At 39.0% G+C, this 23,593-nt stretch carries 20 protein-coding genes and 1 pseudogene; 14 read left to right on the top strand and 7 right to left on the bottom strand.

The window, feature by feature from the left end; translation table 11 throughout:
- The first annotated feature begins 20 nt into the window (after positions 1 to 20).
- The 4 genes from eat to eutC all read left to right on the top strand — a co-directional run bounded on the left by eat (position 21) and on the right by eutC (position 5,060).
- A complete protein-coding gene (gene eat / locus BMZ99_RS03255; protein ID WP_090932893.1) occupies positions 21 to 1,409 on the top strand; it encodes an ethanolamine permease in 1,389 nt (462 codons plus the stop codon).
- Positions 1,410 to 1,492: 83 nt separating this feature from the next.
- The gene (locus BMZ99_RS03250) at positions 1,493 to 2,893 is read left to right on the top strand and encodes an ethanolamine ammonia-lyase reactivating factor EutA (RefSeq protein ID WP_175490463.1); all 1,401 of its coding nucleotides are present in this window, start codon (positions 1,493 to 1,495) and stop codon (positions 2,891 to 2,893) included.
- A 26-nt stretch (positions 2,894 to 2,919) separates the two neighbouring features.
- The gene (locus tag BMZ99_RS03245) at positions 2,920 to 4,278 is read left to right on the top strand and encodes an ethanolamine ammonia-lyase subunit EutB (RefSeq protein WP_090932891.1); all 1,359 of its coding nucleotides are present in this window, start codon (positions 2,920 to 2,922) and stop codon (positions 4,276 to 4,278) included.
- A 14-nt stretch (positions 4,279 to 4,292) separates the two neighbouring features.
- A complete protein-coding gene (gene eutC / locus BMZ99_RS03240; protein ID WP_090932889.1) occupies positions 4,293 to 5,060 on the top strand; it encodes an ethanolamine ammonia-lyase subunit EutC in 768 nt (255 codons plus the stop codon).
- 153 nt (positions 5,061 to 5,213) lie between these two features.
- Here eutC and BMZ99_RS03235 read toward each other — a convergent pair whose 3' ends face one another.
- A complete protein-coding gene (locus BMZ99_RS03235) occupies positions 5,214 to 5,591 on the bottom strand; it encodes a pyridoxamine 5'-phosphate oxidase family protein (RefSeq protein WP_090932887.1) in 378 nt (125 codons plus the stop codon).
- 291 nt (positions 5,592 to 5,882) lie between these two features.
- On the opposite strand from BMZ99_RS03235, the gene pdxR reads away from it, so the two are divergent.
- The 8 genes and pseudogenes from pdxR (at position 5,883) to BMZ99_RS03195 (ending at position 15,551) form a co-directional block, all read left to right on the top strand.
- A complete protein-coding gene (gene pdxR / locus BMZ99_RS03230; protein WP_090932885.1) occupies positions 5,883 to 7,304 on the top strand; it encodes a MocR-like pyridoxine biosynthesis transcription factor PdxR in 1,422 nt (473 codons plus the stop codon).
- 201 nt (positions 7,305 to 7,505) lie between these two features.
- Positions 7,506 to 8,546: an ABC transporter substrate-binding protein gene (locus BMZ99_RS03225; protein ID WP_090932883.1), complete on the top strand. Its 1,041-nt coding sequence runs from the start codon at positions 7,506 to 7,508 to the stop codon at positions 8,544 to 8,546.
- A gap of 93 nt (positions 8,547 to 8,639) precedes the next feature.
- Complete coding sequence (locus BMZ99_RS03220; protein WP_090932881.1) at positions 8,640 to 9,755, top strand: ABC transporter ATP-binding protein; 1,116 nt, start codon at positions 8,640 to 8,642, stop codon at positions 9,753 to 9,755.
- Positions 9,748 to 11,403: an ABC transporter permease gene (locus BMZ99_RS03215; protein WP_090932879.1), complete on the top strand. Its 1,656-nt coding sequence runs from the start codon at positions 9,748 to 9,750 to the stop codon at positions 11,401 to 11,403. Before BMZ99_RS03220 ends, BMZ99_RS03215 begins: the two co-directional genes overlap by 8 nt.
- A gap of 55 nt (positions 11,404 to 11,458) precedes the next feature.
- Complete coding sequence (locus BMZ99_RS03210; protein ID WP_090932877.1) at positions 11,459 to 13,159, top strand: sensor histidine kinase; 1,701 nt, start codon at positions 11,459 to 11,461, stop codon at positions 13,157 to 13,159.
- A gap of 47 nt (positions 13,160 to 13,206) precedes the next feature.
- A pseudogene (locus BMZ99_RS27525) lies at positions 13,207 to 14,014 on the top strand (response regulator transcription factor).
- Positions 14,015 to 14,031: 17 nt separating this feature from the next.
- Entirely contained in the window at positions 14,032 to 14,850 is an 819-nt protein-coding gene (locus tag BMZ99_RS03200; RefSeq protein ID WP_090932875.1) for a Cof-type HAD-IIB family hydrolase, read from the top strand.
- A 116-nt stretch (positions 14,851 to 14,966) separates the two neighbouring features.
- Positions 14,967 to 15,551, top strand: a complete 585-nt coding sequence (locus tag BMZ99_RS03195; protein WP_245754791.1) for a GDSL-type esterase/lipase family protein — start codon at positions 14,967 to 14,969, stop codon at positions 15,549 to 15,551.
- Between the two features lie 61 nt (positions 15,552 to 15,612).
- On the opposite strand, the gene BMZ99_RS03190 is transcribed toward BMZ99_RS03195, so the two are convergent.
- A complete protein-coding gene (locus BMZ99_RS03190; RefSeq protein WP_090932873.1) occupies positions 15,613 to 15,819 on the bottom strand; it encodes a hypothetical protein in 207 nt (68 codons plus the stop codon).
- Positions 15,820 to 16,108: 289 nt separating this feature from the next.
- On the opposite strand from BMZ99_RS03190, the gene BMZ99_RS03185 reads away from it, so the two are divergent.
- Positions 16,109 to 17,254 (top strand): DUF362 domain-containing protein, encoded by a 1,146-nt coding sequence (locus tag BMZ99_RS03185; RefSeq protein ID WP_090932871.1) that lies wholly within the window; start codon positions 16,109 to 16,111, stop codon positions 17,252 to 17,254.
- 2 nt (positions 17,255 to 17,256) lie between these two features.
- Here the strand turns inward: BMZ99_RS03185 and BMZ99_RS03180 are convergent, their stop codons facing one another.
- From BMZ99_RS03180 to dapB, 5 genes are all read right to left on the bottom strand, one after another.
- The gene (locus BMZ99_RS03180; protein ID WP_090932869.1) at positions 17,257 to 17,829 is read right to left on the bottom strand and encodes a hypothetical protein; all 573 of its coding nucleotides are present in this window, start codon (positions 17,827 to 17,829) and stop codon (positions 17,257 to 17,259) included.
- 152 nt (positions 17,830 to 17,981) lie between these two features.
- Positions 17,982 to 19,157, bottom strand: a complete 1,176-nt coding sequence (gene lplT / locus BMZ99_RS03175; RefSeq protein ID WP_090932867.1) for a lysophospholipid transporter LplT — start codon at positions 19,155 to 19,157, stop codon at positions 17,982 to 17,984.
- Positions 19,147 to 21,270 (bottom strand): AMP-binding protein, encoded by a 2,124-nt coding sequence (locus BMZ99_RS03170; protein ID WP_090932865.1) that lies wholly within the window; start codon positions 21,268 to 21,270, stop codon positions 19,147 to 19,149. The genes lplT and BMZ99_RS03170 overlap by 11 nt, the downstream gene beginning before the upstream one ends.
- A 49-nt stretch (positions 21,271 to 21,319) precedes the next feature.
- Complete coding sequence (locus tag BMZ99_RS03165) at positions 21,320 to 21,898, bottom strand: TetR/AcrR family transcriptional regulator (protein WP_090932863.1); 579 nt, start codon at positions 21,896 to 21,898, stop codon at positions 21,320 to 21,322.
- A gap of 515 nt (positions 21,899 to 22,413) precedes the next feature.
- Positions 22,414 to 23,232, bottom strand: a complete 819-nt coding sequence (dapB, locus tag BMZ99_RS03160; protein ID WP_090932861.1) for a 4-hydroxy-tetrahydrodipicolinate reductase — start codon at positions 23,230 to 23,232, stop codon at positions 22,414 to 22,416.
- Positions 23,233 to 23,460: 228 nt separating this feature from the next.
- Between dapB and BMZ99_RS27315 the strand changes: the two genes are divergently transcribed.
- The gene (locus BMZ99_RS27315) at positions 23,461 to 23,592 is read left to right on the top strand and encodes a hypothetical protein (RefSeq protein WP_281246734.1); all 132 of its coding nucleotides are present in this window, start codon (positions 23,461 to 23,463) and stop codon (positions 23,590 to 23,592) included.
- Position 23,593: the final 1 nt, after the last annotated feature.

The raw sequence follows: 23,593 nt of genomic DNA, 5'->3' as shown, positions 1-23,593 counted from the left end.
TTACGGAGGAGGAAATAGGTATGGAAAGCAGTAGGGTAGAAACAGTCAATCCGGTTATTCAGCATAAGAAAGATGGTGATCGCGCAAATCTTTCTCGCGTGTTAAAGCCAATCCATTTATGGGCATTGGCGGTTGGGCTTGTTATATCAGGTAATTATTTTGGTTGGAGTTATGGTTTTGCTGTAGGCGGGGTCATGGGTCTTGCTTTGGCGTTAATACCGGTGACAATTTTTTATGTCACATTTATCTTATCCTATTCGGAGCTGGCGACAGCAATTCCTCATGCCGGCGGACCTTCTGCTTATGCCCGGCGTGCATTAGGAAAATTTTGGGGATATATGAATGGTGTGAGCTGCTTGATTGAATTTGTATTTGCTCCACCTGCCATTGCTTTGGCAGTAGGCGGCTACATTCACAACATGTTTCCAGGCATTGAGATTATGACGGCAACGGTAGTCGCCTTCTTATTATTCATTTTTATCAATTATTGGGGGATGAAGGTATCTGCTACCTTTGAACTAATTGTTACGATTGTTGCTTTGATTGGTCTGGTGATCTATTGGGGCTTGGCATTGCCTCATTTTGAATTGTCCCGGGTTATGGCGGAACCTCTTTTGCCCAATGGTTTTAGCGGTGTCATGGCTGCTGTACCATTTGCTATTTGGTTCTACTTAGCCATTGAAGGCGGTGCGATGAGTGCAGAAGAAATGGTCAATCCCCAAAAAGACATTTCCATTGGCTTTCTAAGTGGTATGGCAACGTTGATGATCATGGCATTTCTCACGTTATTCCTTACTGCGGGGATTACGGATGTAAAGTTAATTGACTCTGTTGATTTTCCGCTTCCTTTAGCGTTAAGTTCTGTTTATGGCGAGGGATCCTTCAGTGCCATGTTGATGAACTTCATTGGATTATTTGGCCTGATTGCTTCTCTGCATGGCATCATTGTGGGCTATTCCCGCCAGACCTATGCCATGGCTCGTACTGGGTATCTGCCAAAATTTTTAGCATATGTTGATCCTAAGCATCATACACCGGTATGGGCGCTTATCGTTCCTGGCATTATAGGATTGGGAGCCGCATTGACAGGGCTTACAAATGTGGTCATTACCATTGCGGTGTTTGGTTCCGTTGCGATGTATTTAATCAGTTTAGTAAGTTTATTTGTTTTAAGGGTGAAAGAGCCAGCTCTTAAAAGACCTTTTAGGGTTTCCTATCCAGTAGTCCCCCTGATTAGTTTTCTGATTGCGATTTTTTGTCTCGTTAGTTTGTTCTATGCTTCTAGTGAAGTAGTACCATGGGTGTTAGCTGTTTATGGGGTAGCCATTGTATATTATTATATTTGGGGAAATAAGAATATTCGTCCCTTTGAGGAAGAGTTTGGTGTTCTTGATGAGTTAGATAAATAGGCGAGGCTGGGGCATGGGTTTCATGACATGTCCCAGAATTTCAATTAGAGGTATCCCTAATAGAAGGTGTGGGTAGATTTGGAATGGAAAGAGAATTTTTGAGTGTAGGCATTGATATTGGCACAACAACGACACAGGTTATCTTCAGCCGAATAAAGGTAGAAAATACAGCGACTTCTTTTCTGATTCCTGAAATGAAAATTACCGATAAGAAGATACTTTATAAAAGTGAGATTCATTTCACCCCATTATTGGCAAGAGACAAGATTCATCTACCGGAATTAAAAGCAATCATTGAATCTGAATATGATAAGGCCGGTATTCAAAAAGATGAAATCGTGACAGGAGCCATTATTATTACGGGTGAAACTGCTCGTAAAAACAATGCCGAGGAAGTACTCCGTGTTTTATCTGACTTTGCTGGCGATTTTGTTGTTGCAACGGCAGGACCGGATTTAGAGTCCATTTTGGCGGGTTATGGGGCGGGAGCTGCGGAAGCATCAAATCATTTTACTGCCAGAGTCATTAACTTTGATATTGGCGGGGGTACCACCAACGGTGCAATCTTTTGGGAAGGGGAAGTGATTGACTCTTTTGCCTTGGATATCGGTGGAAGGCTGATACAGATTGATCAGCAAGGTGTGATTTGCTATATTTCCGAAAAGATAACCCAGCTTATTAACTATTTGCAGCTCGAATTGGTTCTTGGGGCAAAGGCTAAGTTGGAAGACATAAAAGCTCTTACAGATGCTTTTGCCAAAATATTTGTACAAATAAGCAGCAGCGAAGGCTTAGAAGAAGAGGCTGTGAAGCTGTTTATTGGTCACAGTCATAAGGGGCTGAAAGCAGAAAAGATCATGTTTTCCGGTGGCGTTGCTGAATTTATCTACAGCGATTATGAAATCGGCAGTATGAAAGACGTTACGCTATTTGGAGATATTGGCCCATTATTAGGATGCTCCATTCGAAAAGCCTTTGAAAATGATCAATATCATCTTGTAGAAGCTAGAGAGAAGATACGGGCTACTGTCATAGGGGCAGGCAGTCATTCTATAAAAATCAGCGGCAGCACGATTTTGTTTGATGAGGACCTGCTTCCTCTTAAAAATATTCCTATTATTAAGCTTGCAGAGAATGAGGATATCAATCTTATGTTCAACGGAATTGGTGAGAAAATCAAACGATATGGCGATATTCCCGTAGCCCTTGCGTTCAAAGGTCCGAAGTCACCATCCTATGGGCAAATAAAAGAGATGGCAAAAGCCATTGCCGCCAATGCGATGGGTTCCCATCCGGTGATTGTAATTGTTGAAAATGATTTTGCTAAAGCATTGGGGCAAACGGTAATGAATATGCTGAATACAGGAACAAGGGTAATTTGTATTGATCAAATTAAGGTTGATAATGGTGATTATATTGATATCGGCAAATCCATTGCCAATGTAGTACCTACTGTTGTAAAAACGCTAATTTTTAAGCAGTGAAGAAATGAAAAGAACAGGTGAAGAAAATGATACTAAAGACAAGGCTTTTTGGGAAAAGTTATGAGTTTAAAGATATAAAGGAAGTACTTGCTAAAGCCAATGAGGAAAAATCAGGTGATATTCTGGCAGGCATTGCAGCCCGGGATACAGCAGAGAGAGTAGCAGCGAAGGTTGTTTTATCAGAAATGACCCTTGAGGATCTGCGAAATAATCCCGTAGTTCCTTATGAAGATGACGAAGTTACAAGAGCCATTCAAGATGGAGTTGATCCAAGCGCTTTTGGCATGATCAAATCAATGACGGTGGGAGACTTTAGAGAATTTTTACTAAAATCAAGTGAGGATGAGATCAAAAATATCCATGATGGCTTAACTTCGGAAATGATTGCTGGCGTTACGAAATTAATGAGTAATATGGACTTAGTATATGCTGCTAAGAAAATACATAACCTTGCTACTTGCAATACGACAATTGGTGAAGGGGGTACGCTGTCTTCACGGTTGCAGCCCAATCATCCTACGGATGGTTTAGCCGGCATTATGGCTTCTACTATGGAAGGGATTAGTTACGGTATTGGTGATGCCGTTATCGGTTTAAATCCTGTAGTGGATACAATAAGCAGCATATCAGCTGTTTTACATAGTTTTAAAGATTTTATGGTGAAATGGGATATTCCTACCCAAAATTGTGTATTAGCCCATGTTACGAGCCAAATGGCTGCTTTGCAGAAAGGCGTTCCCATGGATCTGATGTTTCAAAGCCTGGCGGGCTCCCAAAAATCCAATGAAGCCTTTGGTATAACGGTAAAACTCATGGATGAAGCCTATGAAGTCATGAGGGAAAAGAAGAGTTCCCGAGGTCCAAATTTTATGTATTTTGAAACCGGGCAAGGCTCAGAGCTGTCTTCAGAAGGACATCATGGCGCCGACCAGTTGACGATGGAAGCAAGATGTTATGGTCTGGCGAAACGGTATCATCCTTTTTTAGTGAATACAGTAGTTGGTTTTATCGGTCCGGAATATTTGTATGACGGCCGGCAAATGATTCGAGCAGGGCTGGAAGATCATTTTATGGGGAAATTAACGGGTTTGCCTATGGGAGTGGATGTGTGCTATAACAATCACATGAAAGCCGACCAGAACGATGTAGAAAATTTAGCCTTGCTGCTTGCAGCATGTGATTGCACCTATTTCATGGGTATTCCTGGAGGCGATGATGTAATGTTAATGTACCAAACGACCAGCTATCACGATATTGCCAGCCTGCGAGACATTACGGGTAAAAAACCGATTAAGGAATTTAATCAAAGAATGGAAGAGCTTGGCATATTGGAAAATGGGAAATTAACTAAAAAGGCTGGAGATCCTTCCATCTTTACAGCTTAGGAGTGGAGTACATTATGAGTGAAATGATAAAAGATATATCCCTGGTCGATTACTATGAACGGGTGACCATTGATAATCCTCGGGATACGGAAAGTTGCAGCAGGCTAAAAAAAACAACCAATGCAAGAATTTGTTTAGGCAGAGCAGGGGATCGGTGCAAAACCGAAACCTTATTGAAATTTAGAGCGGATCATGCAGTAGCAATGGATGCAGTTTGGTCGGAGGTCGATGAATCGATTGTTGATCAGCTGGGGTTTTTTAAAGTACAGACTCTGGCAGAAGATAAAGAGCAGTATATCAAAAGACCGGATTTAGGAAGAGTATTCTCTCAGGAAACTCTCGATGGAATTAAGGGTAATTGTATTGAGAGTCCTGATGTGCAAATCATAGCAACTGATGGTTTAAGTGCCTGTGCCATTAATGCCAATTTAGCCGATATTTATCCGATTCTAATGGATGGGCTAACCGCCAAGGGGTATACAATCGGTACGCCTATCTTTGTGAAATACGGCAGGGTTGCGACTATGGATCAAATTAGTGAAGCCATACAGGCGAAGGTAACGATCTTGCTGGTTGGTGAAAGGCCAGGTTTGGCAACGGATGAAAGCATGAGTTCCTATATGGCTTATGAGTCCAGCACCTTAAAGCCGGAATCACAAAGAACCGTGATTTCCAACATTCACCGCAAAGGTGTACCGCCGGTAGAAGCTGGTGCACAGCTTGTAAATCTGGTAGAAGTATTAATTCGCGAGAAAAAAAGCGGCGTGGAGCTGAAAATCTGAGTAGAAAGGCTGTATTCAACAGCTAACATATAGGATTAGGCCTTAGTCAATTGCTGACTAAGGCCTAATCTATAGCAGGATGATTTTTTGTGAACGCAGTATTACTTGATTGGCAAGCACCTTTTTATGATGTTTCATTCGTAGCTTGAGGTGTTAAAGCATTTGTTTTGCAGAAGTTACTGTGATTTCTAATACTGCACGAATCCATGAAAATTTTTCTTTCATGAACTCGAAATCCTCACCGGATTTTATAAAACGGGTGGTTCCTTTCACAATGAAGCCAGTTCCTTTTCCTCTGTAACCTTCGATTTCCCTGCTGGCGATGGAAAGAGTCGCATCATTATGAGTGCTGAGGTTTCTCTCTGTTTTAACAAAGCCGGAAGCGGGAATCAATAGTTTGTCATCCGGTGTAACCGTGATATAGCTATTCCAGGTATTCACTACATGAGGACCATCGTCGCCGCTGGTAACAATTGAGATTGCTCCATCTGCGGGATGAGAAAGCACGTCCAATAATTTTTCGTTAAGCATGAAAATACATCCTTTCTGTTTAAAGTAAGAAGTTTGTCAGCGGTAAGGTTATCCGCTGCCGGACATCGTTATTGTGCCCTCGCAATCATGTCACAATGCATAACCATACGTTGCGAATGCCATATTCATAGTATAAAATAAAACTACCCCTAATTACAGGGGTAATTTTCAAATATAACATGGGGTCAGTTTTTTGAGAAATGATCTCCAGTGCCTTGACACTCTAGATTACCCTGGATATAATGGCGATAGTTAAGAGCCTTGAAAATAATGGGATTAGGGTGAAGAGTCATGTTTATATTGGACAATAAGGACCGCCAGCCGTTGCACAAAAAGATCTACAGCCACATCAAGAAGCAAATTTTATCAGGAGAATTGCTCCCCGCTGCAAAGCTTCTATCAGTTAAGAATTTGTCTATTGAATTATCTGTAAGCCGCAATACGGTAGAGTATGCCTATCAGCAGTTATGTGCTGAGGGGTATATACACAGCAAGCCAAGAAGTGGATACTATGTCTCTTTTATAGAACCAGACGTCTTTCCAGCCTATCCTAGCAATAGCATTACATCAGCGAGAACCGTTTCTAAAGATACAAAAACAATTTCCTTTGATTTTCATCCTGCGTGTCTTTCGCCAGAAAGTTTCCCTGTCAACCTATGGCGCAAATTGTATGTGGAGTGTTTAAAGGAAGAGTCGAGACAGCTTGCTTTTTATGGCAATCAGCAGGGCGATTTTGCATTGCGCTATGAGATACAGCGATATCTGTCTCGCTCACGGGGGATTTCTTGTGATCCAGAGCAAATCATCGTTTGTTCTGGGCTTCAAGACAGTTTATCGATTCTGGCACCTATATTGAGGAAAAATCATTCTAGCTTTGCCATGGAAGATCCCGGACACTTTATTCCAAAAGCTGTTTTTCGGAATCATTCCTTTTCTCTTACCCCGATACCAGTCAATTCCGAGGGTATTGATTTAGGGTGTCTGCAAAAGACTGACAGTACCATTGTGTATGTCACACCTTCCCATCAGTTTCCTTTAGGACATGTTATGCCTGTGGCAAATAGACTACGATTAATTGACTGGGCAGAAAATGTCGGAGGCGTCATTATTGAAGACGACTATGACAGTGAACTGCGATACCTGGGCAAACCGATTCCTGCCCTGCAGGGATTACATCCCCAAGGAAATATCGTTTATGTAGGTACGTTTTCTAAGGTATTATCGCCTGCTCTCCGGGTCAGTTATATGGTATTACCTTATCGATTACTCGATGTTTATCGTGAAATGTTTAGGGAGTATGCTGCGAATGTTTCTTTATTAGACCAGAGAACACTCCATAAGTTTATGGAACAAGGGTATTGGGAACAACACTTGCGCAAAATGCGAAATGTATATAAAAAGAAGCATGATGCAATCGTCGAATCGATCCAGCAGCATTTTGCCTCTCAAGCTCATATCATTGGACAGGGAGCGGGGCTTCATATTATTTTAGAGCTGATTGGCAATTCCCTTAATGAAGAGGAACTGATTTATCGCGCTCAGGAAAGAGAGGTGAGACTGTTCCCTCTCTCCAGTACGTATCTGCATCATAATGCTGCCAACTCTCAAGTCATGCTTGGATTTGGTAGTATGAGCAGCAATGAAATTGATCAGGGTGTTAAGCTATTACATCAGGTTTGGTGCCTGCAAGAGGGTGTATCGAAAATAAAATAGAAAATTACTGCGAATGGACTAAGAGTCAATCATACATCGGAGGTCTTTCGCTTCTAAGATTAATATTTCGAATAATTGGAATATTGAAATAAAAACTATAGAAGTTCATTAATTCAGATAGTTATAGATATTTCTGGGATTGTTCAGCAGAAATGGTTTATATATAATTTGGGTAGAGAGCACTTGAATGGAGGAAAATTAATGAAAAAGCTTATGTCTTTGATGCTCATTTTACTTTTTCCCTCTTTACTTCTTGTCGGCTGTGGTGGTGGAAATACGAAAGCCACGACAGAAAAATCTGGAACCGAAAAAACAGACAAATTGGTTATTTATTGTCCCCATCCGTTGACGTTTATCAATCCATTAGTAAGTGAATTTGAAAAACAAAGTGGTATAAAAGTAGAAGTTGTTGCGGCTGGCAGTGGTGAATTGCTAAAACGGGTGGAATCAGAAAAAGCAAATCCGCTGGGTGATATTTTCTGGGGCGGATCACTTGGTACGATGAAGCCGAAGGCCAATTTATTTGAAAATTACACTTCAGTTAATGAAGATAAGATTCAGCAGGCATTTAAGAATACAGAAGGTTCTTTGACTCGATTTACCGATATTCCAAGTGTAATTATGGTCAATACCAATTTAATTGGGGATATCAAAATGGAAGGGTATGAAGACTTATTAAATCCAAAATTAAAAGGCAAAATTGCCTTTTCGGATCCATCAAAATCTTCTTCTTCTTATGAACATTTAATCAATATGCTCTACGCCATGGGCAAAGGTGATCCGGAAAAAGGCTGGGATTATGTAAAAGCACTCTGTGCGAATCTAGATGGTAAGCTGCTTAGTGGTTCTTCAGCTGTTTACAAAGGCGTGGCTGATGGTGAATACGCTGTAGGCTGTACTTTCGAAGAAGGCGGTGCAAAATACGTTGCTGACGGCGCTCCCGTAAAATTGGTTTATATGAAAGAAGGGGTTATTTCTAAGCCAGATGGTGTCTACGTCATAAAAAATGCAAAAAATATGATAAATGCAAAGAAATTTATTGATTTTATCACCAGTAAAGATGCCCAGACTATTATCGTACAGCAATTACACAGACGTTCTGTCCGTGATGACGTCGAACCGCCAAAAGGTTTGATTGAAAAGTCAAAAATCAACATTATCAATGATGATGAAAAAGTGGTTGTAGCCAATCAAAGGCAATGGCTAGATAAATTTAAAGACATATTTACCAGCGTTAATTGATCCGGTCATGGTTGCTATACAGCCCACACAAGCTATTTGTTGTGGGCTGTCAATCTATCAAAATGTCCGAAGTTTTAAACGGAGGTTTAATCTATGAGTGTTGCAATTCATATTGACCATGTAACTAAAAGATACGATCAAGTAACGATTATCCCCGATTTATCAGCCCATATCAAAAATGGAGAGTTTTTTACGTTATTAGGACCTTCAGGCTGTGGCAAAACGACATTACTAAGAATGATTGCAGGATTCAATAGTATTGAGGGAGGAAAAATCAAATTTGATGATTTGGTGATCAATGAGATTCCGGCTCATAAACGTAATATTGGTATGGTATTTCAAAGTTATGCCATATTTCCTCATTTAACAGTACGGGAAAATATAGAATATGGTCTAAAACTGCGAAGATTCAGCAAGGCAGAGATTAAAACCAAAGTGGATGCTATTTTAAAAGCAGTAAAAATTGAAGAATATCAAGATCGCTTACCGGAACGACTTTCTGGCGGTCAGCAGCAGCGGGTTGCTTTAGCAAGAGCCATTGTGATTCATCCCAATGTACTCCTTATGGATGAACCTCTTTCTAATTTAGACGCAAAACTTCGCGTAGAAATGCGCAGTGCCATTCGTGAAGTGCAGAATCAAGTAGGAATTACCACTGTTTATGTAACTCATGATCAGGAGGAAGCCTTGGCTATTTCCGATAGAATTGCAGTTATGCAAACCGGCGTAATTGAGCAGATTGGAAAACCCCAGTCCATTTATACAAGGCCTTATAATGTATTTGTTTCAACTTTCATCGGCCATTCGAATCTATTTGCTGGCAAAATAAAAGTCGAAGATCATAAGACTTTTGTTTTGTTTCAGGACGGTTATCAGCTGGAAATGGATAATCTTAGTGCAGTAACAGATGGGCAGGAGGTTATTATTTCTGTTAGACCGGAAGAATTTTCAGTACAAGAAGATGGCATACCATGCACAATTCATAACCGGGTATTTCTCGGTAAATATGTAAATTATACACTTGCTTTTGCTCCTGGTATGGTGATGAAAAATCAATCTGCAACTGAATTTTCACAAGACTTAGGCCATGCAGAAAAAGTGTTCGAAATTGGTGAGACAATGATTCTTCGGCCGAACAAAGCAAAAATCAATATTTTTACTGCGGACCAAAGGATGAATTTAATCAGGGATGTGAAGCAGTATGAATAAGAAGCTGCTTACCTGGGATTTCTGGACATTCGTTACCATCTCATCTGTTGCTGTATTTGGACTGTTTTTGATGTATCCCTTATTTTCATTGTTTATCAGCAGTTTCCTGGACCCGGCTACTGGTTTTTTTACCTTAGAAAATTTTGGTAAGTTTTTCAGTAGAAAGTACTACTATCAATCGTTGATCAATAGCATGTGGGTTACTACTTGTGTAACCATTCTATCCATCCTGATTGGTACGGCATTAGCCTATTTTATGACGGCATTTAAGGTAAAAGGCAAGGGGGCAGTCGAGGTACTTGTGATTATCTCCATGCTATCGCCCCCCTTTATTGGTGCTTACTCTTGGGTATTGTTAGGCGGGCGAAGCGGTATAATAACGCAGTTTCTTTCTGACTTATTCCAGATGGAATGGCCATCTATTTATGGTTTTAGCGGCATACTCTTAGTGCTTACATTAAAGCTGTATCCCTTTATTTATTTGTATGTATCCGGGGCATTGAAAAAGATTGATGCATCCCTGATTGAGGCGGCAGAAAGCCTCGGCTGCAACGGCATAAAAAAGGTAGTAACGGTGATAATGCCGCTGGTGATGCCCACGCTGCTTGCGGGCGCCCTGATGGTCTTTATGAATGCATTAGCTGATTTTGGCACACCCATGCTCATTGGGGAAGGTTTTAACGTTATGCCGGTCATGATTTATTCTGAATTTATTAATGAAGTGGGTGGGCAAGCCAATTTTGCCGCAGCCATGGCAACCTTAATGGTTATTCTTACGACAACGATTTTCTTATTGCAAAAATACGTGGTAAATCGAAAATCCTTTACCATGAGTTCCCTTAGGCCCATGCAGGCGAAAGGATTGTCAGGAATAAAGAATGCAGTAATGCATATCGCTATTTATGGACTGGTGTTGGTATCCATCATCCCGCAAGTTACCGTGATATACACTTCTTTTCTAAAAACAAAGGGGCAAATATTCGTATCGGGATTTTCTTTGGATAGTTATCGTATCGTTTTTGACAATCTGGCTTTAGCAATTACCAATACCTATGTGTATTCCTTTGCGGCCATTTTGCTGATTGTTTTCTTCGGTATGCTTGTTGCTTACATCACGACACGGCGGAAAAGCTGGCTTACTGATATGATTGATACTCTTACCATGTTTCCTTATATTATTCCTGGATCGGTATTGGGCATCACGTTGCTTTTGGCATTTAATAAGGATCCCCTCATCTTATCGGGAACAGCAACGATTATTATTGTTTCTCTGGTCATTAGACGCTTGCCTTATACCTTGCGTTCAAGCTCAGCCATTTTGTATCAAATCAGTCCCAGTGTGGAGGAAGCATCCATTAGTCTTGGTGCATCACCATTAAGGACTTTCTTTAAAATTACTGCGGTAATGATGATACCAGGAGTGTTATCCGGGGCGATTTTAAGTTGGATTACCTGTATTAATGAATTAAGTTCATCCGTCATCTTGTATACCGGCGGAACGAAGACAATGTCCGTGGCTATTTATACAGAAGTGATTCGTGCAAGTTATGGTACGGCAGCAGCACTGTCTACCATTCTAACGCTGACTACAGTCATTGGCCTGCTTTTATTCTTTAAAGTTTCCGGCAGCAGAGATATTAGTTTATAATAAAAAATGTAAACACTTGTATGGTCGTAGTTGATATAGAGAATCGGGGTGAAACATGAGTAGAAAAGTGAACCACTTGAAGGATGAATTACGGCGAACTTTTACCATTTATGCGCTAATCCCGATTTTTATTATTTCAATTATCGTATTTATACTTGCTTTTGCGTATTGGAATACCAATGTGCTGGAACGCAATCACAATCGATTGAATGCTAGTTGTGATATGATGAGTACAATGATTTCTAATTATTTAGATAACGCCAATGACATTGCCGGCCTTTGTAATATGAATGTGCTGCGTGATAACAACACTGCAAAGGCAAAAATATATGAAAAATTATATCAATATACCAATATGATAGGTGTACACACGGATTTTTATATTTTTGATACTCAGATGAATCGGTTAATTTCAAATCAAATACAAGATCCGGAATTTGCCGAGTTGGCAAGGACTGCAGATTGGGGCATTATAGGGCAGATCAAGAGAAAGTCAATGGAACCAATCTTTACTTTTGCGAATTCAATTCACGGTTTTGACTCCCAGATGGATCTTATCATTGGTAAAGCCATACTGGAAGAAGGTAAGATCACTGGCTATGTTCTCTTTGTTGTGCCCGCCGCACAAATTCTAAGTGCAATGACGAATCCTGACGTGCATATTGTTGTAAAGGATCGTTATGACTATATGCCAATTTGTACAGATGATTTTTTTGGTGCTGCTATGAACAAAATGAAACCTGAATTTCAGCATGGGAATGGCTATTTTTCTTTTGCAGATACAAAGTATTATAGCAGCAAAAAAGCAATTCTAGACGGAGAATTAACGGTGTATGCGTTTACTTCTATCGGCGGTATCGTCAGTCAGCTGGTGAATGCAGTGATGATTCTCATTGGGGTATTAATTATAGTATCCCTGTCCATTGTTATCAGTGTAAAAAAGCAAGTCGAAGAAAAAACAAAAATGATAGATCAGCTTGTAGAAGCATTTTCGGCTGTGAAACAGGGGAATCTGGATATGCGTCTTTCTATCAATACGAATAATGAATTTGAAATAATCGGTGAGGCTTATAATCGAATGCTTTTCAGTCTCAAAGAGCTTATGCAAACCAATCATGAAAAGGCACGAGCAACGGTTATTTCTGAAATTAAACAGCTTGAGTCACAATTTAATCCGCATTTTTTATTTAATACATTAGAAAATATCAAATTTATGATTAAGTTAGACCCTGCTGCAGCCAATAAAATGATAATTGCCCTGTCGAATATATTGCGCTACAGCATTAGTACCAGCAGCAGCGGGGTAACTATTCAGGAAGATATGGAATATACCCAAAGTTACCTCGATATTCAGAAATATCGATTTGGTAACCGGCTGAATTATATTCTTCAGATACCAGAAGAACTGAAGCATTGCAGTGTTCCTAAATTGCTGATTCAACCGATTATTGAAAATGCAGTAAAATATGGTTTTCACGATTGTCAGCATATGCTGGTAGAAATTGAAATCAAGATGATTGAGAACACACTTGTTCTTACCATTACCAACAATGGTACTGCAATTGATGAACAGTCACTTAGCGAGATTCGGGCTATGCTGATATCACCTGCGAATGTTTCACCACATTCAGGACTATATAATGTCAATCGACGGATTCAGTTGATGTATGGTGATTCTTATGGGGTGGAAATTGACGGCAGTTATGGTAAAGGAACGATTGTAAAAATTCTTTTGCCCATTCATAGAAAACAATAAATGACGGTTACCGCTTTTTTGGTTGAAATAAAAGGAGGTAAACTCATATGCTCAAGGTACTGATTGTTGAGGATGAAGAAATTATACGCAGAGGACTTGTTTACACAATTGACTGGCTGAGTATGGATTGTATGGTGGTGGGCGCAGCAGAGAATGGTAAAGAAGGACTTGCTATGTTAGAGCAATATGAAATCGATCTGGTCATTGCAGACATCATTATGCCCCACATGAATGGCATCGAGATGTTGGAAAAGGCCAAAAGTATGGAGATTAAGCCATTTAAAAGCATCATTTTGACAAGCCATGCCAATTTTGATTATGCGCGTAAGTCAGTACATCTGCAGGTATCAGATTATTTGCTTAAACCTGTGGATGAAGAGGAACTGAAAAATACAATCAAGAGAATCAAGGAAAGTATGGAAGAAGCGAAAAACTTATTCTAATATTATTGCACTTACCAAGAAACGGGATATTGGTAAGCTTGTAGACTGGGATGTATATCTAAATGGAGATACCCTTAAAAATAGTTATGTTGCACAGGCGCTTTATAAAATTCGTGATCATTATCATGAGAAGATCAGCATTGATTCGATTGCCGATGAATTAGATGTAAGTGCCAGTTATCTAAGTCGTAAGTTTAAGGAAGCAACATCACAGACTTTTTTAGAATTATTGACACGCTATCGTATTCAAAAGGCGATTGGTCTATTAAAAAAAGGGATTCATCGGGTGTATGAAGTTTCTGATTTGACAGGCTTTAGTGACTATAAGCATTTTTGCGCCGTATTTAAGAAATATACAAAGACCACTCCTACCGAATTTGTTAAACATAGCGGCTGTATTATTCATAAATAGTGGAAGGAGCTGAAAATTTGAAACCGTATCAGGATTTTATTCTTATTTCGGATTTGGATGGAACTCTTGCCAACAGTGAACACAAGGTTTCGGAAAAAAATAAGAAAGCCATTGTCTATTTTGTAGAGCAAGGCGGACACTTTTCTATCGCAACAGGACGCACGCAAAAAAACGTAGTACCTTACATGACAGATCTTATGATCAATGCACCCTGTATTCTTTATAATGGCGGGGCACTTTTTTCCTGGCAGGAGCAGCGCTTTTTAAAAACAATGCAGATGAAAAGCAATGATGTAAGCGATTTCCTAAGATGTTGTATACTGTCATTTCCGAAAATGTGCATTGAAGTTTTTATAGAAGAACAACTCTATGTGGTTACTGATCCTGTCAATATTGATGAGCATATGAAACGAGAGAAACAGGAGTTTGTTTATGCCCAAATTGATGATATTTTGGAACAATCATGGATTAAAATTATCCTTTGTGACAGCCATGAACATTTACTGGCTAGTCGGAATTTATTAACCGAATTTCATTTGGATAATAAAACAAATCAGTTTTTTTCGGCAGTTACTTATTTAGAGATTGTTGGTAAGCAGGTTTCAAAAGGAAAGATGCTTGGTGAATTACTGAATATGGAAGCATACCGTTTTAAAAAGGTGATTGCTGTAGGTGATTTTGAAAATGATGTTGAAATGCTGCAGCGTGCTGATTGTGGAGTTGCACCCGCTAACGCCCAAGAAGATGTAAAGAAGATTGCAGATTGGGTTGCTGTAAGTAATGATGATGATGTAATCCATGATATTATTTATAGGATTATGCCAATATTGTTCTAAAGATCATTAAAGGCTAGGCATAGTGGTGAGAAATAGTGAATTACTTAGTCGGATAAAGAGGAACATTATCTTGTTTCGTTAAATATAGTAGTATGAACGAACATAGATAGGATGGGATGAAATCACATGGAACATATAGAGGTAAAATAGTTGCTATCGGTGACTCCATAACCTATGGTTTCCCCTATACATCAGAAGGTTCCTGGTTTAACTTAGCAGCGAAACAGCTAAACATCGAACATGTTAATAAAGGAGTAAATGGTGATACTACCGATGGCATGCTGGAGCGCTTTTATAAAGATGTTTTACGCCAAAAACTGTCCCATGTTATCATTATGGGCGGCACCAACGATGCTTATGCTAAGATATCTGCAGACGAAGTGATAAACAATCTTCAAACTATGGCAGAGCTGGCGGTAGACAATACAATAATTCCAATTTTTGGTCTTCCAATTCCTTGTAATGATTTGGAAGCAGAAAGCCTGCTTAGACTGTATCGAGAAAAAATATGCCAATACGCTGTTGAAAATACTATTGCAGTCATTAATTTTTATGAGGCAATGGTAGAGGAAGACAGCTGCAAGATCAAGGAAGGCTTACATTCTGATGGCATACATCCAAACAAAGCGGGATACAAAGTCATGGCTGGTGTAGCTGTTGAATTCTTTACAGAAATGAAAATACTATTAATTGGAAAATAGATTATAAAATAAATGAAAAGGACAGGGAGTACCGACGTTAGTACTCCTTGTCCTTTGGCTGTTATGAGTCAAATATAGTTGTTTCGATTTTCATACCTTCAATAGCATCGTTATATACTTGAGATACTTGAAAAGTATTCACGGTTTCATCGGATTTTACCTCAATGCTGTTTCGTTGCTGACAAACACTAATATTCCCGGAGTAAATAGCCTTTACTAACCTTACTGGAACTGCCAGAAGCATCAGAATTTTGCATACTGGACGCATAATCCCAAATCCTTTCTATCATACTAACTAGTTTACATAATAATTATTTTATCATACAAATGACTTATCGTCACTATATAAAAGTTGGTATGAGCCAGAGGTCATAAATCACAGGTGTAGATCTATTTTGGTCGGCAGATGTTTGAATAATGTTGATCAAATTTGTTAAGAACAGTATAATCTAGTTAAATTTTTAATATCAAACTAACTCTGTTAAGGCCGAATGATGGATTGTAGGAAGGAAGTCGGAGTTATTTAGTAAAATTAAGTATTATGATTGGAGAAGAAAATGAAAATAGTCAGTATTGCCCAATCTGAAAGCTACAAGCAGGAAGAAGTAGAAAAGGCAGTTTATGATTGTCTAGATGGAATTCCTGGAATCAAAAGCAGGTTAAAAAACGGAGTCAGGGTTTTGGTTAAGGTCAACTTATTAAAGAAAAATTATCCAGAAGATGCGGTGACCACCCACCCGGCAGTCGTCGAAGCGATCGTTAGGTATCTGCAGGGGTTAGGATGCAGCGTCATTATCGGTGATAGTCCGGGCGGCCCTTATAATATAAAACGTTTGCTCAGCATTTATAAAGCTTCTGGGATGAAAAAAGTTTCCGAAAATACCGGCTGTGAATTAAACTATGATACGTCAGTTATTGATATTATTAATGAAGAGGCACAAAAATTAAAGCAGATGCAAATCATAAAAATTGCAGAAGAAATTGATTTCATTGTATCGGCAGCTAAGTTTAAGACACATGGAATGATGCTGTATACAGGAGGAGTAAAAAATCTATTTGGTGTTATCCCTGGCCTAACCAAAGCTGAATATCATTTTAAAATGAATAGTGCGGAAAATTTTGCTCATCATCTAGTGGATATATGTGAGTATATTAAACCTGTTTTTACAATCATTGATGCAATCGAAGGCATGGAAGGGGATGGACCTTCCGCAGGGGACAAAAGACAGGTTGGGTTGATTTTGGCATCTGAGAATCCGTATGCATTAGATACAGTTGGAGCTCATATCATGGGAATGCTGCCCTTGCAAGTTCCGACTATAAAAGTTGCAAAGGAAAGAGGACTTTTTAGTGGAGAGATTAACGATTTGTCAGTTAAAGGACTGCAGTTAGACGATATACATATACCTCCTTTTAAATTGCCAGGATCTTTAGGTAAAAGCTTAGTAAGTGGAAAAGTACCAAAATTTGTTGAAGAGTTCTTAATCAATGGCTTGCGGGCACAACCTGTATTTAACTATAGTCGATGTATTTCCTGTGGTGAGTGTGCGAGAGGATGTCCTGCAAAGATCATTGAGATGAGTTCTGGTAAGCCGATACTAGACCTTAATCAATGTATAAGTTGTTTTTGCTGTCACGAGTTATGCCCTGAGAAAGCCGTTTCTATAAAAAAACATTGGCTGCATAGATTATTATTTAGATAAGTTTAAAAGTTATGATTCATAAAAGTCCGATATGTTCCATGGATGGCAGCCATCATTGCTCCGATTAAATCACCAATCAGATCGAGGTCCGTATCCAGCAGACTTGGCTGGCTAATTGGAGTTGGATGTGAAATGGTATCGGTGATAAATTCTAGAATCTCATAAAAAGTTCCAATACTAAGACCCAGGGATAGAATAAAAATGAATTTAAATGCTCTGCTGAGAGGATGGCTAAGTAATTGAACCGCTAAGATATAGGCAAATAAGGAGAAGGAATAGGAGCCAAAGATGTGCAAGAGTTTGTCGAAAGTAAAGGATGTTTGATAAAAATCTAAATAGCTGCCAAAAAAACTATCGCACAGTAGGGAGAGGATGATAATACCTCTCACATAGGTATTCATATAAAACCCGTATCTAGCCTCTAGAAAGGTATACAAGATCCAAAACGATGTGGTTGCCATAACACTTCGTGCATAGCTGGATTGGCCTAGATTGTTTAATTGAAAAATGAGTACGAGCTGAATGGCTAGAAAGAGTACGCTTACTTTCAATAAGGTTGATTTATCTTTTATCATAGAGATCTCCTGTTTTTCAAATGTAATGAAATAGAGGGGGATTAAACTGTGCACAGGTAGTATGCCCAAGAATAATTTTTTATTTGCGTAATAACTTTTCTACTGTGATATTAAAACAGCCCCTCCGAATCTAGTATTCGGAAGGGCTGCTTTTAGTCAGTGTCAGTTTTTTTATAGGTTAGTACAATCAAATAGGCAACAAAAGCTAGTAAGACAATGCCGGCAGTCGCCAATGAAGTATGAATGGATATGCCCAATTTTAAAGCAAAAGTATAGGCTAATACCCCGAGAAACATAAAACCATTTTCCACAAAATTTTGGATGGCAATGGTCTTGCCTGCTCCTATGGTTTGATGACCGACATGCTGCAGGCACGCATTCATGGGAACAATGAAGATACCTCCCATACAGCCGATTAAGAGTAAGAAGATAATGGCGATGGGTAAAGTCGTAACCCATAAAAATGCTAGAATACAAAGTCCCATACCCAAACCATACCATGCAGTACGTTGATACTCTTTCACGGTAATGAGATAAGGAGTAATTACGGCTCCTATGGCTATTCCAATTCCGGTAACGGCAATAATCATGCTAATGTCCATCCTGCTGCTAATGCCAAGGGTAAGGGGGACCCAAGCAAAGATAATCATACGCAAGACGGCAGATGCCATCCAAAATGAGCCAGTACCTAACAGAGAAAAATGACTTTGTTTATCGCGAAACAGGGCAATTGCATCATTAGCAAATTCGGTAATTGCGTTGCGATATTGAATCCCTCTATTGCCAGGATCTTTTGGTATAAGTGCATTTACGCCAATGGATATGACGTAAAGTACGATACAGGCTATCAATGATAGTGGAATGGATATATCGGATAAATAACCGCCTGCAACAGAGCCTGTAAGAATAGCTACAATAGTGTAGCTTTCTAAGCTGGAGTTTGCCCGCAAGAGGGCATCTTCTCCTCTTGCCAGAAAGGGCAGGATACCATATTTTGCAGGGCTATAAATGACGGCACCAATACCGACCACACCGTAGCTCAAAGCGGGATCGCATTTGGCAAGAAGAAGGAGTATTCCCAATGTTTTTATGACATTACCCGCCATTAGTACTTGAGATTTTGCTTTTTTATCCGCGAACCTGCCAACCCAGGGAGATAAAACAATATAAGATAATAAAAAAGTGCTTTGTACAAGAGGCAGATAATAGCCAGGATAGCCATCTCTATGGATAATCCCCAAGGCAATGAATAAGATCATGTTATCAACAAAGGCAGATATAAATTGAGCTAAGAACAAGGCGTTAAGGGGAGAAGGCTTAAGACTCAACGTTACCCAGCTCCTTTGCGGCCATTTCTTTTAAGGTTACATAGTCAATCTTACCGCTTCCCAGCAAGGGTAAGGTATCAACAATTCGTAATGCGGTCGGCATAACCAGCATACTTTGTCCGCTTTGGTTGATGTATTCTCGTAGCAGCTGTTTCGTCGCATCTTTGTAGAGTGTGTACAAGATGATCTTTTCACCTTTTCTTGTATCAGAAGTGCTGATTGCTGCATTTTTATCAGTAGCAAAGCAGCTTTCCGCAACCTTTTCAACAGCATCCAAGCTAATCATCTCGCCGGAAATTTTTGCAAAGCGTTTTAAACGTGATTTTATGGTAATAAAACCTTCCTTGTCAATGGCAACAACATCACCGCAATTATACCACTCTTCTGAAGGTACAAAGCCATTGCCATGCAATAGGTAGCCTTTCATAGCATTCGGCCCTTTTACGAAGAGGTTTCCACCATTTTCAATGCCTTCTACGGCATCCAATCGCCATTGGATTCCGGGAAGAAATTTACCGACAGTTCCACGGCGATTAAACATGGGTGTGTTGAAACTAAGCACTGGGGACATTTCTGTAGTTCCGTAGCCTTCAAAAATACGAATACCAAATTTTTCATTCCAAAGATTGCGCACATCATCTTTCAGTTTTTCTCCGCCAGCCAAAACAAATCGTACGTTATAAAAGTCATAGTTATGAGCATATTTTCCATATCCCATCAGAAAGGTTGGGGTTCCTAGCAAGATCGTAACATTTCGGTCATATGCAATTTCAGGAATCATTTTATAGTGGAGAGGGCTGGGATACAAGAATACTTCCATTCCTTCCATAATGGGCAGCAGCGTTCCTGCCGTCAGACCAAAAGAGTGAAACATGGGCAGAGCATTTAGCATTTTATCTCTGTGGGTATAATCGATAACGCATGAGATCTGATGAAGGTTAGCCCGGATACTAGAATGGGGCAATACAACCCCTTTAGGCTTGCTTTCACTGCCGCTGGTAAAGAGTATGATCTCTTTATTGCCAATGGGAGAGGCTTTTTTTCTTAAGAAGTAATTGAATAAGCCTGAAGCTTTATCAGTACTCGATAGGGTAGTTTTTAAATCTTCAAGATAAAGGATGGTAAATTTAGCAGCCAGCTGGGTGATATAGGATTGAAAGTTAGCTTTTTCTACAAAGGTACGAGAGGTAAGGATGGTTTTGATTCCTGCTGTTTCTCCACAGTCTAAGTTGTTTTGTATACCTGCGCTAAAGTTTAGAATTGCAGGTGTCTTGTTTAGATAAAATAAGGCAAACAGTGCAACGACATGACCGATCGAATTGGGTAATAAGACTCCAACCCTTTTGTCTGATGCCAGAGCTGTACGAAAAGCACTGGCCAAGACATAGCTGCTGATAATTGTTTTTCGATAGGTAATCTTTCCGCTGATGTCCTCTGCCATCATCTTGTTCATGCCGTGAGTCTTGCCCGCTAGCAATAATTCATTGAATAAATTGATTTCAACCTGCGTATATTCTTTAGCCTTGAACATGGTATTTTCCAAAATCGTACGAATTTTGTCGCCAATTTCGCGTTTCTGCAGTCGGATGCTTTTGTTTCCGCCAGATTCTAGATGAATGACCTCGTCAGCATACATCAATACTTCTGGGAACCATTTAGAGCGTACCTTATCTTGAATTCGTGAGAATTTGGAATATTCCAATCCTGAGAAGATCACTGGATAAATTGCTGCATTGGTCCGGAAGGCGATAAAGCCGATGCCGCTATAAATCTTCATTAAACTTCCCGTACGGGTAATACGTCCTTCAGGAAAAATGACTAAGGGCTTGCCGGCTTTTAATACGCCCAGGATCTTCTTTAATGAGTAAGGGTTTAAAGGATCAATTTTAATATGATTAATAAATTGGAGATAAAAGCGCAGTTTTTCCGCAATATCTGTATTAATTACATAACAAATAGTACTGGGCAGATAGGCATATAAGAATACTGCATCTAAAAAGGATACATGATTAGGTAATACAATTGTAGGACCGTCAAAACGCATCTCCTTAAAACCGATTACTTTTGATTTAAAGAGTAAGCGAAGTAAAATTCTCAATAAATATCTCAGCATTGGTTTGCTCCCTGTTATTTATTCTTTATTATCAGTAATAGCTCATTTTTTACTCTCTTGCAAACAATTTACGCACCATTTCGATAACGTTCTTTTTTAGTGTCTGTATATCCGGCAGATTTTCATGAAAATAAGGATATTGAGCTAAGGGCTGTAACATGACTCCTGAATAGACTGCGATCCACAAATAAACTTCTTGCCTGTGAATCTCTCCAGCAGCGATTCCTTCTTCTATGATCCGTTTTATGATGATATGAGGCTTATTTTCGTTACTTAATAAATCCCAGAAATAATATTGGGATAGCAGAGCGAAACGAATTTCAGCAGGATACATCTCATATAGATCATACGTGTATTCTACTATTTTACAAAGCTTATCAATAGAACTAAGAGGCTGATCTTTTAACAGAAGCAGGCGATCAGAGTAATTCTGGATAATGGCGTTGAATATATATAACGCTAAATCTTCTTTGCCTTTAAAGTGCTTATATAAGGCAGCTTCAGAGACTCCTGCTGTTTTCGCAATATCTCTTACAGAAACACCATCATAGCCTTTCCCTGCAAATAAATCCAATGCTGATTTAATAATATCTTTCTTTTTGCCGTCGTGGGAAAACAATGTATTCATCTGAATCACTCCATATAATCTAGTTAACGATCGTTAACTAGATTATAAAGTAGTCACATTTTGCTGTCAATCTTTTCTTTTTCCGTTATGAAATGCCATCAATAGTTTGATCTTCATTATATATGATATGTAAGATTTCTGTGATATATAAGATACAAGTAATCAGTTGCATTAAGGATGAGGGGCTGATAGGCATTATACCTAAAATAACATTACATATGGCAGTGTCAGAAAAAAAAATTATACAATGCATGTAGGACCAGCAGATTGTAAGAAGCTCCTGTAAGAATTCATAAACAAATTCTTACAGGAGCTTTTTGAGCAATACCTGGTCTAAAAAGACGGGTTCAAAGATCTTATTATTTTTTTACCGGCTTTTTAGGTGCCTGTTTGTCAATAAAGAACTTTGTACTTTTCTCTGCAGATTTAATGTTCTTATAACTGCTTTTAGGGGATACTTTTCCCATAAAATCACCTCCATAGAATGAATCTACTACGATAGTATAGCAGATTTTCTACGCTAAATTCAAAACATTAATATCTTCCATCATTTTGCGCAAGGCCATGAGTTGTCTTTTTTGTTCTCTCTCCTGTTCAAAAACATCGCTCATTTCATAAAAACCCGTTTTTCCCATTAGAAATTGTGATACTTTATAAGCACCTTGAGCAAAGGCTTTTTTGGAGTAGGATTGATGAGAGATTTCAATAGAATCATATTCACCGCAAATGAGAACTTTATGCTTTCCAATAATACCGCCAGCCCGAACGGCATGAGTTGGAATCTCATCATTGCGATCCAGACCTTCCTGTATTTTCAGAGCAATTTTCTTGGCAGTTCCTGAAGGACTGTCTTTTTTCAGCTTATGGTGCTCTTCATAAATTTCAAAATCATAAGAGTTCATTAATTCTGCTGCTATTTCAGTCATCAACATCAATACATTAACGCCATATGTAATATTAGGAGCCATAACGACACCAATATTACCTTTTTGTGCTACGTTTTTTATTTTTTCCGATTCCGCAAAGTCATAGTCAGTTACTGCTGTAATTACACTTACGCCGCACTTTTCTAAGATATGAATGTTGTCGGTTAAAAAGCTTGCGCGTGAAAAATCAATAAGAATATCTGGCTTATATTGAAATAGCTTTCTTTCTAAATGGTCGCTGGTCTCGATCATAATTCCTGTGTCATTACGACCTAATATTTCGCCAAGATCTTTATTAGCATTAGTACTATTCGGTCTACACAATACCATGCTAAGCACATTCTGCGAAAGAAGATATTCTGCCACGACTTTTCCTGTTCTACCCAATCCTACTAATGCGATTTTCACTTTATTCGCCCCCCATATATAATACTAACAACCCTATAATAACATTAAGTTGTTAGTTAGTCAATAAATATACTTAAAATTCTATAAATGTTAATATATGTATATTTTGTAATACTAAAAAGTTTAATAGAGTATGTAATGATTTTCTTATAAAGGAGAGAATTGTCATATGGTTGTCATAGGTGCATGAGATAATGAGTGTATTGTAAAACTGGAGGTGAAACTATAATGCATGGAAATCCAGCGCTTGGTATTGCTTTTGGTGTGGCCCATATTGCGGCGGCGGCAGGATTCTTTTATCTGCTATACCATATTGCAAAATCATTAAGACGTATTGCTAATCATTTCGATAAACAATAAA

Origin of the sequence: Pelosinus propionicus DSM 13327 (assembly GCF_900114615.1) — a bacterium.
Classification (GTDB): Bacteria; Bacillota; Negativicutes; order DSM-13327; family DSM-13327; genus Pelosinus; species Pelosinus propionicus.
This window is presented reverse-complemented; position numbering and strand designations above follow the sequence as displayed.

Excerpts from the sequence above, each read along its gene's own strand:
- eat (WP_090932893.1), top strand. The coding sequence starts at position 21 with ATGGAAAGCAGTAGGGTAGAAACAGTCAATCCGGTTATTCAGCATAAG.
- BMZ99_RS03250 (WP_175490463.1), top strand. The coding sequence starts at position 1,493 with ATGGAAAGAGAATTTTTGAGTGTAGGCATTGATATTGGCACAACAACG.
- BMZ99_RS03245 (WP_090932891.1), top strand. The coding sequence starts at position 2,920 with ATGATACTAAAGACAAGGCTTTTTGGGAAAAGTTATGAGTTTAAAGAT.
- eutC (WP_090932889.1), top strand. The coding sequence starts at position 4,293 with ATGAGTGAAATGATAAAAGATATATCCCTGGTCGATTACTATGAACGG.
- BMZ99_RS03235 (WP_090932887.1), bottom strand. The coding sequence starts at position 5,591 with ATGCTTAACGAAAAATTATTGGACGTGCTTTCTCATCCCGCAGATGGA.
- pdxR (WP_090932885.1), top strand. The coding sequence starts at position 5,883 with ATGTTTATATTGGACAATAAGGACCGCCAGCCGTTGCACAAAAAGATC.
- BMZ99_RS03225 (WP_090932883.1), top strand. The coding sequence starts at position 7,506 with ATGAAAAAGCTTATGTCTTTGATGCTCATTTTACTTTTTCCCTCTTTA.
- BMZ99_RS03220 (WP_090932881.1), top strand. The coding sequence starts at position 8,640 with ATGAGTGTTGCAATTCATATTGACCATGTAACTAAAAGATACGATCAA.
- BMZ99_RS03215 (WP_090932879.1), top strand. The coding sequence starts at position 9,748 with ATGAATAAGAAGCTGCTTACCTGGGATTTCTGGACATTCGTTACCATC.
- BMZ99_RS03210 (WP_090932877.1), top strand. The coding sequence starts at position 11,459 with ATGAGTAGAAAAGTGAACCACTTGAAGGATGAATTACGGCGAACTTTT.
- BMZ99_RS03195 (WP_245754791.1), top strand. The coding sequence starts at position 14,967 with ATGAAATCACATGGAACATATAGAGGTAAAATAGTTGCTATCGGTGAC.
- BMZ99_RS03190 (WP_090932873.1), bottom strand. The coding sequence starts at position 15,819 with ATGCGTCCAGTATGCAAAATTCTGATGCTTCTGGCAGTTCCAGTAAGG.
- BMZ99_RS03185 (WP_090932871.1), top strand. The coding sequence starts at position 16,109 with ATGAAAATAGTCAGTATTGCCCAATCTGAAAGCTACAAGCAGGAAGAA.
- BMZ99_RS03180 (WP_090932869.1), bottom strand. The coding sequence starts at position 17,829 with ATGATAAAAGATAAATCAACCTTATTGAAAGTAAGCGTACTCTTTCTA.
- BMZ99_RS03170 (WP_090932865.1), bottom strand. The coding sequence starts at position 21,270 with ATGCTGAGATATTTATTGAGAATTTTACTTCGCTTACTCTTTAAATCA.
- BMZ99_RS03165 (WP_090932863.1), bottom strand. The coding sequence starts at position 21,898 with ATGAATACATTGTTTTCCCACGACGGCAAAAAGAAAGATATTATTAAA.
- BMZ99_RS27315 (WP_281246734.1), top strand. The coding sequence starts at position 23,461 with ATGCATGGAAATCCAGCGCTTGGTATTGCTTTTGGTGTGGCCCATATT.